Origin of the sequence: Microbacterium sp. (genome assembly GCF_039812165.1) — a bacterium.
Lineage (GTDB): Bacteria > Actinomycetota > Actinomycetes > Actinomycetales > Microbacteriaceae > Microbacterium.
This window is the reverse complement of sequence record NZ_JBDIAB010000148.1, coordinates 1-7,553: the sequence shown is the minus strand read 5'-3', so window position 1 is coordinate 7,553 and position 7,553 is coordinate 1. Positions and strand designations below refer to the sequence as shown.

At 63.2% G+C, this 7,553-nt stretch carries 7 protein-coding genes; 3 read left to right on the top strand and 4 right to left on the bottom strand.

Annotation, left to right across the window (positions count from 1 at the left end; all coding sequences use genetic code 11):
• Nucleotides 1-278: 278 nt before the first annotated feature.
• Complete coding sequence (locus WML84_RS11155; protein WP_347346219.1) at nt 279-1,967, bottom strand: hypothetical protein; 1,689 nt, start codon at nt 1,965-1,967, stop codon at nt 279-281.
• Nucleotides 1,968-2,373: 406 nt separating this feature from the next.
• Here WML84_RS11155 and WML84_RS11150 point away from each other — a divergent pair, with 406 nt between their 5' ends.
• Together WML84_RS11150 and WML84_RS11145 are read left to right on the top strand one after the other, a co-directional pair.
• Entirely contained in the window at nt 2,374-2,949 is a 576-nt protein-coding gene (locus tag WML84_RS11150; RefSeq protein ID WP_347346218.1) for a helix-turn-helix transcriptional regulator, read from the top strand.
• Nucleotides 2,946-3,605 carry a hypothetical protein gene (locus WML84_RS11145; RefSeq protein ID WP_347346217.1) on the top strand — a complete coding sequence of 220 codons (660 nt, stop codon included), beginning with the start codon at nt 2,946-2,948 and terminating at the stop codon, nt 3,603-3,605. The genes WML84_RS11150 and WML84_RS11145 overlap by 4 nt, the downstream gene beginning before the upstream one ends.
• Before the next feature lie 150 nt (nt 3,606-3,755).
• Here WML84_RS11145 and WML84_RS11140 read toward each other — a convergent pair whose 3' ends face one another.
• Nucleotides 3,756-4,091, bottom strand: coding sequence for a hypothetical protein (locus WML84_RS11140; protein WP_347346216.1), 336 nt, complete (start codon nt 4,089-4,091; stop codon nt 3,756-3,758).
• A 67-nt stretch (nt 4,092-4,158) separates the two neighbouring features.
• On the opposite strand from WML84_RS11140, the gene WML84_RS11135 reads away from it, so the two are divergent.
• Nucleotides 4,159-4,914 carry a phage Gp37/Gp68 family protein gene (locus WML84_RS11135; protein ID WP_347346215.1) on the top strand — a complete coding sequence of 252 codons (756 nt, stop codon included), beginning with the start codon at nt 4,159-4,161 and terminating at the stop codon, nt 4,912-4,914.
• Here the strand turns inward: WML84_RS11135 and tcmP are convergent.
• Nucleotides 4,911-6,146 (bottom strand): three-Cys-motif partner protein TcmP, encoded by a 1,236-nt coding sequence (tcmP, locus tag WML84_RS11130; RefSeq protein ID WP_347346214.1) that lies wholly within the window; start codon nt 6,144-6,146, stop codon nt 4,911-4,913. The two genes, WML84_RS11135 and tcmP, sit on opposite strands and share 4 nt — an antisense overlap.
• Before the next feature lie 148 nt (nt 6,147-6,294).
• Nucleotides 6,295-7,553: three-Cys-motif partner protein TcmP (locus tag WML84_RS11125; protein WP_347346213.1), on the bottom strand; the 1,259-nt coding region annotated here is incomplete at its 5' end.

The following is a 7,553-nucleotide window of genomic DNA, read 5'->3' as shown; positions in this document are numbered from 1 at the left end:
CTTGTCGGTCTCGGGCCGGTCCTCGAACGTCGCGAAGCCGGCGCCGCCCAGCCGCACGCGCACGAGGTGCGGGCTCAGCCGTTCGGTCGAGACCACCTCGAGGTCGACGACGGGACGCGGGGACCGGGGCGAGGTGCGGGAGTTCAATGCCACCCGCTCCACGTTACCCGCGCTGTCACGTCCGTCGCTCCGGGGGACGACGGTGCGGTCGACGCCGGTCCCGGCGGCGTGGGCGTCGTCCGCACGGGTGCTCCCGACCGGCATCCGCACGGCTCGCGTCAGACCGATCTGAGTCCGACGTAGATCAAAAGGAGGACGACCGCGAGCACGAGGAGCGCCCAAGCGCCGATGGCGAGCGACAGCAGCCATGTCCCCGCGCCCAGCAGGCCGACGATCACGATGAGTCCTACGAGGACGACGAACCAGGCGATCCGGCTGAGATACGAGAATCCTCGCGACGCGGGCTCTTGTGGCTCCGTGCAGACCTCTCCGTCGACCAGGAATCGGGCGATCTCAGGCATGCGTTCGGGGTAACCGTCGTGATCGACGAGCGCCGCGCCGTGTCCTTTCGGGAACGCGGCGCGGTGATATGTGACTCCGGAGGCGGTGACGCCTTCGAAGCCCCGGTAACCTCCGGCCCCGATGTCGCGGTAGCCGAGCAGCCTGAGACCGTTCGCGAGGATGCCGACCGGCACGTCGACGCGCGCCCGGTCGTTGTGCACTTTGCCGGGCCGCCAGCCTCCCTCGGCCGTATAGCCGCCGATCTGCCCGTTCTCGAACAGTCTCCTCCAGTCGAAGTCGGAGGGGAGGACGGACCCCGCGAGCATGATGTTCCGGAACCGGACGGCTCGAACATGCTGCATCACTGTGGCCATCATGTACGTGCCGTTGCTGTGACCCATGAAGCTGAACCCGTCGGGGTCATGGCTGAGGACGGCCTCCATGTATTGATCGAGGAACTGGTGGATGTTCTTCTGGCGTGTGCCGCGGACGGCGAACTCGATCGCGCTGAAGAACTTGTAGTTCAACGAGTACACCTTCGGCACGCGGTCGTCGGGGTCGGGGATGTGGGCCTGCCCAGGCTGCAGAGCATCGGTGAGGTCACCGACCCATCGGTCGTAGGCGGAGGCGCGGATGCCGTGCAGGATGAAGTACACGCGCTCCTGCGACACAGGAGTGAAGTCATCCGCTTCCGGGAAATGGTCGAAGAGAGCGTGTGCGAGCTCGTCCCACCGCTTCGCGCCGTTGTCGGCATCGGTCAGGTCGACCATCTTCCCGTGATCGCCGGAGCTGATCTCGGTCCGGACCGTGCGCGGCATGAAGCGACTGTCGTCGATGTCTTCGCGTGTGACGAGGCCGTCCTGGGCCCCATAGACCTGGACGACGAGCGGCGGCTCGATCGCGTTCTCCGGGTCGGCTTCGTGATCGGTGTAGAGCTTGCGCATCACTTCCAGCCACCGCAGCCGCAGATTCGCGAGCCAATAAGCACCTGAGTGGACGGCCTCGAGCGCGAAGTCTCCCAGGCCCGCCACCAGGGGGTAGACCCATCCCCCGGGGAGGTTCTTCTCCCGGTAGCCGGCGTTGGGGGATCCGAGGAGCACGATCCGCTTGACGCTCCTCGGCCAGGCGTCCGCAGTGCCGTCCTCGCTGTCCCGGTCATAGCCCAACCCGTACAGGTACGCGGCGCGGATGAGGATGCCGCCGAGGCTGTGTCCGACCAGCACGACCTCGTCTACGACCTCTCCCGTGTTCTCGCCGGACAGCCCACGGATCTTGTGCGCGAGCTCGGCAACAGACTTCGCGAGCGTCCTGGTGCGGCTGAATACCTTGATCCCGTGCGGGACGAACTCCACCCTGTAGTCGCCGCGTTCCCGCCTGACCCGATCGACGACAGAGCGCATCGTCGAGTCCCTCAAACCGGGGATGATCACCATCAACTTCGATGGAACGGCAGGCGCCTCGGACATGACAGATCCTTCCGCCGCAGAAGCGGTGACTGAAAGCTAGCACCGACGATCCCGCCACGGATAGGGCCCGGCGGGCGCCGCGGAACCACTCCCGTACGAACGAAACGCCCCGCAGAGGGGGCGCTTCGTTCGTAGCAGGAGCGGGGCTTGAACCCGCGACCTCACGTCAATGACGCAAGCTGCTCGTTCCCCTCGATACCAGTGTTTTCAACGCACCAGCGAGCGGTTGCTACTGGTTGCCACGATCTTACACACGGACGCAAAGCGGATTCGCGGACACAAAACGGACGCGTTCGCAGACGCTGGGCAGCACGGAGGGAATCACACCATCGACTGGCACCGCCGGATCCACGCGAGGTAGACTGTTGTCACATCCGATAACGCTCGCGGGAAGGGGGCGATTTTCATGAGCATCGCCACGAGCCTCCGAAGCGCACGCTTGAACTCCGGCGTCAGCCTACGCCGCGCCGCCACCGCGGCGGGTGTCGGCGCATCCAGCCTGTCCAACATCGAGAGCGGCCGGCGCGAGCCCACGTCTGGAACGGTGGAGCGGATCGCGGAAACACTTGGGGTCCGGGTCGTGGTCATCCCCCGCGTCCATCGACTCACCGCCGCAGACGCCGCGGAAGCGATCGCGACCTATGCCGACGCGGAACCCGCTACTGCGTATCGCGCCTTCCTCCAGCTCGCCGACGACCTCGCAGCAGCAGATCCATACGAGCAGTTCCTGCTCACCGTCGAAGAGCCACGCAGGCTCGGCAGTCGGTGGGACGATGCGCTCGCCGCCCTTGTCGAACTGCGTCTACCCAAGGGGTCGGTCCCGCCGTGGGCCTCCAATCATGACGCTGCACCAGGTAAAGCAGTGTGGGAGCCGCAGCGCACGCGGTTCGAGCTGTCGGTTGCCACGGATCTTTCCGAGGTGCCAGAGCCGTTCCTCCGGCGCGGCATCGCGATCTCCGCCGGTGAGCTGGAGAGCGCATGAGCCATCTCGACGACACGGGTCATTCGAAGTCCCGTGGCCAGTTCGAGAAGCTCGTGCGCGCCACACCCGATGCGAGCACGACTCCGTTCCTGGCCCGCGATGACATCATCGACGGGATCAAGGAGGTCGCCGACACGCTCCGCGACCGCGGCATCACGGGCACGCTGCAACTCGTCGGCGGCGCCGCTATCGTCATTGCGGTCAACGCGAACCGGCGCCTCACCCGTGATATCGACGCCGCGTTCGCCCCGAAGGCCGAGATCGAACGGGCCGCGCGGATCGTCGCCGAACGGAGGCACTGGCCCCCCGACTGGCTGAACGATGACGCCACCCAGTTCCTACCCAATGGGTTCGGCCGAGCCGCCGAATGGACAACGATCTACCAAGACACCACGATCACGATCCAAACCGCCAACAACGAGACCCTCCTCGCGATGAAGCTGCACGCCGCCGCCCGGCGCGGCACCCGCGAAGCGGAAGACATTGCCGGCCTGCTTGACCGGCTCGGCATCACCTCTGTCGACGCCGCTGAAGAGCTCTACGGAGAGTTCTACCCCGGAGACGAGCTCACACCGAAGACGGCCCGGATCGTCAAGGCCATCCTCGCCGCAGACCGCGACAGCGCTCCAGAGCCTCCGCCGCCTGACTTCAGCTAACGCGACCGGGTCGCGTCCAGTCAGGCGTGCGCGATGCGCCAGGAGTGCAGCGCTCTTACGATCGCTCGGTCGACGTTCTACCTCTCATGAGAGGGCAAGCACTGTTGAGGCGGGCGGGCGGGCCGCCAACCACCTTCCCGATCGTCGCGCCTACGGTGTGTTGTTGTTTTGCCCTCGGACGACCGCATCAAACTCGACGCGCTGGGCTAGCTCTTCAGCCCAGTCCCATGCAGAGCTCTTGGCCACGCCATAAAACTTGCGCCGCGAGTCGTCCGACGGGAGCGGAGTGAGCAAGCCTGCCCGGACGAGCGAGTGAAACGGCTTCTGCAAGCTACTTACCGGGACGCGTAGGGCGATGGCCAGTTCCCCCAACGTGACGACCTCCTCCTGAAGGGTACGGATCGCCAGCATCAGTTCGAGCCGGTAGTCCTGCCCAAAAACGATTCGCGAGAGTTCGCGAATCGCTGTCACTTCCACGCCGTCCATGCTGTTATCCTACGTGATAGACGTTACGCACATCGCGTAACGTATATTACGTATCGGAGCGATGGCCATGCCCAAGAAGACGGGGATCGAGTGGACCGAAGTGACGTGGAATCCCACCACAGGCTGCGATAAGGTCTCGCCCGGATGCGACAACTGTTATGCGCTGGCGTTGGCGAAACGGTTGAAGGCCATGGGCTCTGAGAAGTACCAGTCGGACGGTGACCCGCGCACTTCGGGGCCCGGATTCGCTATCACGCTGCATGAGAGTTCGCTGCGACAGCCTTATTCGTGGAGTGGGCGTCGCGTCGTCTTCGTGAACTCGATGAGCGATCTCTTCCACGCCAAGGTCCCGCTGGATTTCGTACGCCGTGTCTTCGATGTCATCGCAGACACCCCACAGCACACGTATCAGGTGCTCACGAAACGCGCGTCCCGTTTGCCTCGAATCGCCGATCGCCTGGACTGGCCAGACAACCTCTGGCTTGGCGTGAGCGTTGAGGATCAGGAGCATCTCGGCCGAATCGATGATCTTCGGAAGGTGCCGGCGGCAGTGCGGTTCCTGTCGTGCGAACCACTCCTCGGGCCGCTGACGGGTATGGACCTGGACGGCATCGATTGGGTCATCACGGGAGGTGAGTCCGGCCCCCGTGCCCGCCCTCTTGAGGTCGAGTGGGTTCGGGAGATCCGTGACATGTGTGCGAACGCTCAGGTGCCCTTTTTCCACAAGCAGTGGGGCGGGCGCACTCCCAAGGCCGGCGGTCGTGAACTTGACGGCATCACCTGGAGTGAGATGCCGATCAGTTCCCGTCGTGCGAGTGCCTAGGCAGGCGAGTTTGCTCGCACGATCCGGGCGTGCTGCATCTTCTGCGCCGGGTCCCGGCGACGCGCCACGCCGTTCGTGGCGAGATGATCCCACGCGGCGCGAAGGTGCTTCTCACCTGCAAGGCCCAGCGCATCGCCGTAGATCGCCTTGATGTCAGAGTCCCGACTCAATGACAGCTCTGCGCGGGAACGGAGGAGCTCATGGATATTCCTGGCGACATCGTGGCAGAGCCGCTCCCTGAGTGCCTTCTCGTCGTGGGCAAACTGCTCTTCAAACGCTTCCTCGGTGTAGTCCTCGCCGAGCAGCGCGTCGGCGTACATCACGCCGTTGCGACGAGCTTCCGCACGCATGTTGAACTCACGCCACTTCGCATGCCCGAGGCTGGACGCGTCTGCGAATTTGTAGGCGGCATAGCCGCTCCGGTAGAAGAGCGTCAGTTGGAAGAGCGGCACATGACCCTCTGCACGACGGACGTCTACGGCAAAAGAGTCATACCCCGTGTCCTTTTTCACCTTGGCGCGGAAGTGCGACGCAACCTCCAGAGCCGCGGCCGTAGCCGACCCCTCCACAGACTTTCTGAATGTCCCGAGAAACACATCCCTCCATTCGTCCTGCCCGAGGAAGGTATCCAGCCGCTGGAGCGTTCGGGAATCAGCCGAAGTGAGGTCCTCACCGCGGCCGAGGATCCCACCGATGCGCGAGAGCGAAGTCACGTGAAGGTTGAGGAGGACTTCATTCTTTGGCGCCATGCGAGCAAGAAGGCTTCGTCGCATGAGATCGTACGGCAGCGCAGTTCGGTACGGGTCAAGAAACGTCAGCGCTGGGTCCGCGCCCATCTCACTCACGACTCCGGCCAGTTCCCTCTGCACCGGTCCGTGAATTACTCGCGCATGTACGTCTTTGTGATAGGAAATGAAGCCTTCCAGCGAGCGTACGTGTTCGTCGTCCTGCTCGATGAAGACGCAACGTAGGCGTCGGGGTGGGGTTCTCGATGCCACAAACCGCGCGACGCCGAGCGCGACGGCAGGGGAACCTTCCTGCCCCTCACTGTCGCCGCCCTCTTCGGGCGCATACTGTCCGGGCCCGGCGTAGCCGTCGACGAACCAGGCCTGGAACTTCGAGTTGGCGCCTGCCGTCATCATCGTGAATGGAATCAGGTAGTTCTTGAGCACTGCATGCTTCAGCACAGCCGCTGACTGCTTACGTGACCAGAACTCATCGTGGTTCGTCATCGGACCCCCGCCCTCCGCGACACTTCACGTGTCGACCAGATTCTCGCTTAGGCTACGTCTGAGCCATGCGAACACGCGCAGTCCACGGCTAAGAAGATGATCGGATGTGGAGACGATCGGGTGCGCTCTCCGCGCCCTTCGACCGCACTCATTCGGAATCGTTCGGGAAGTCGATCCATGCCCGCCCGCTCGGGAATCCACGAGTTGCGTTGCGTCGCACAGTAATGATCCCTCTCTTCTCGAGAACTGTAAGTATGGGCCTTACATGAGTCTCCCGATACGGAGTTTCGAGGATCGTATGCCATTCGATCTCGTCGATCGGAACGGCGGACCGGCCAGCGAAGACGCTCAGCAATTCGGCTCGCAACGGCTCTGTGTCTGGTGCCGGGTCGAAAAGAACCTCTACGCCGTGCAGGCGGTCCTGAAAGACTGAGCCGCCACCGGGGTCCGCTTTCCACATCGCGGCCTTCATGAGCTTCACTCCCTCGCGGTGATGGGTTCCATGCACGAGGTAATACGAAACGTTGCCCGTGTGATTCGTCATTGCGAACGAACGAACGTATTCGAATCCGCCCACCTCCTTGAGCTGGGCCATGTAGACGTCGCGAAGGTGCTCGACGCGCTTGGCGTCGCTCAGCTTTCCGGCCATGACTTGGTCGGCAGGCAAACCAAAGAGTGACTCGATGGCCGCTTCCTGTCCTTCTCGCTCGATGAACCTCTGAACGAACCCGACCATGAAGTTGACGAGGACTTCGGATTGGGAGTTGCCGAACAAGCTCTTGATGAGATCCATCGGAAGGCCGGTGTATCCGAATGGATCGATGAATGCGAACGTTGGGGCGATCTTGCCGCCCTTCTCGTCAAGCTGTTTGGCAAGCTCCCGACCGGTCTTCTCAAACGTGTTGTGCGTGAGATCGATTCCGATATCAGGCCCTGACCCCGTGTCGTGCTCTTCGAAGAACGCGTTGAGTTCGCGCCTCAACGCGGCCTCGTTGTCCTTGTTTGCCTCGATGAACCAGAAGATGAACTTGCAATGATCCATCCGTTTGAGGTGCTGGTGACTGACAAGCGCGCGCAGCGCGATCAACGGTGAGCCCTCGGTGCCATCCGTGTACCGTCCGCGCCCAGCGAAGCCATCGAGGTAGATCACCTTGTCTTGGAAGGAGGTGAGCTTCGGGAACCAGCCCTTCAGATAGCTGTCCAGAATCTGATGCTTCGCACGCGTATGCGGATCAATTGCCCATTTCGCGGGACTGGCATCATTCATGAAGCTCCTCTTCCGCTCTCGCGCTTCTGGGCTGATCATACTGAGGTCAAGTGCAAGCACCCGCGATGACGCGACCACCGACATCACGAAGCCGACAGGCCTCGGACCACGTATCTCACGACACGGCCAGCGGCCTGGAG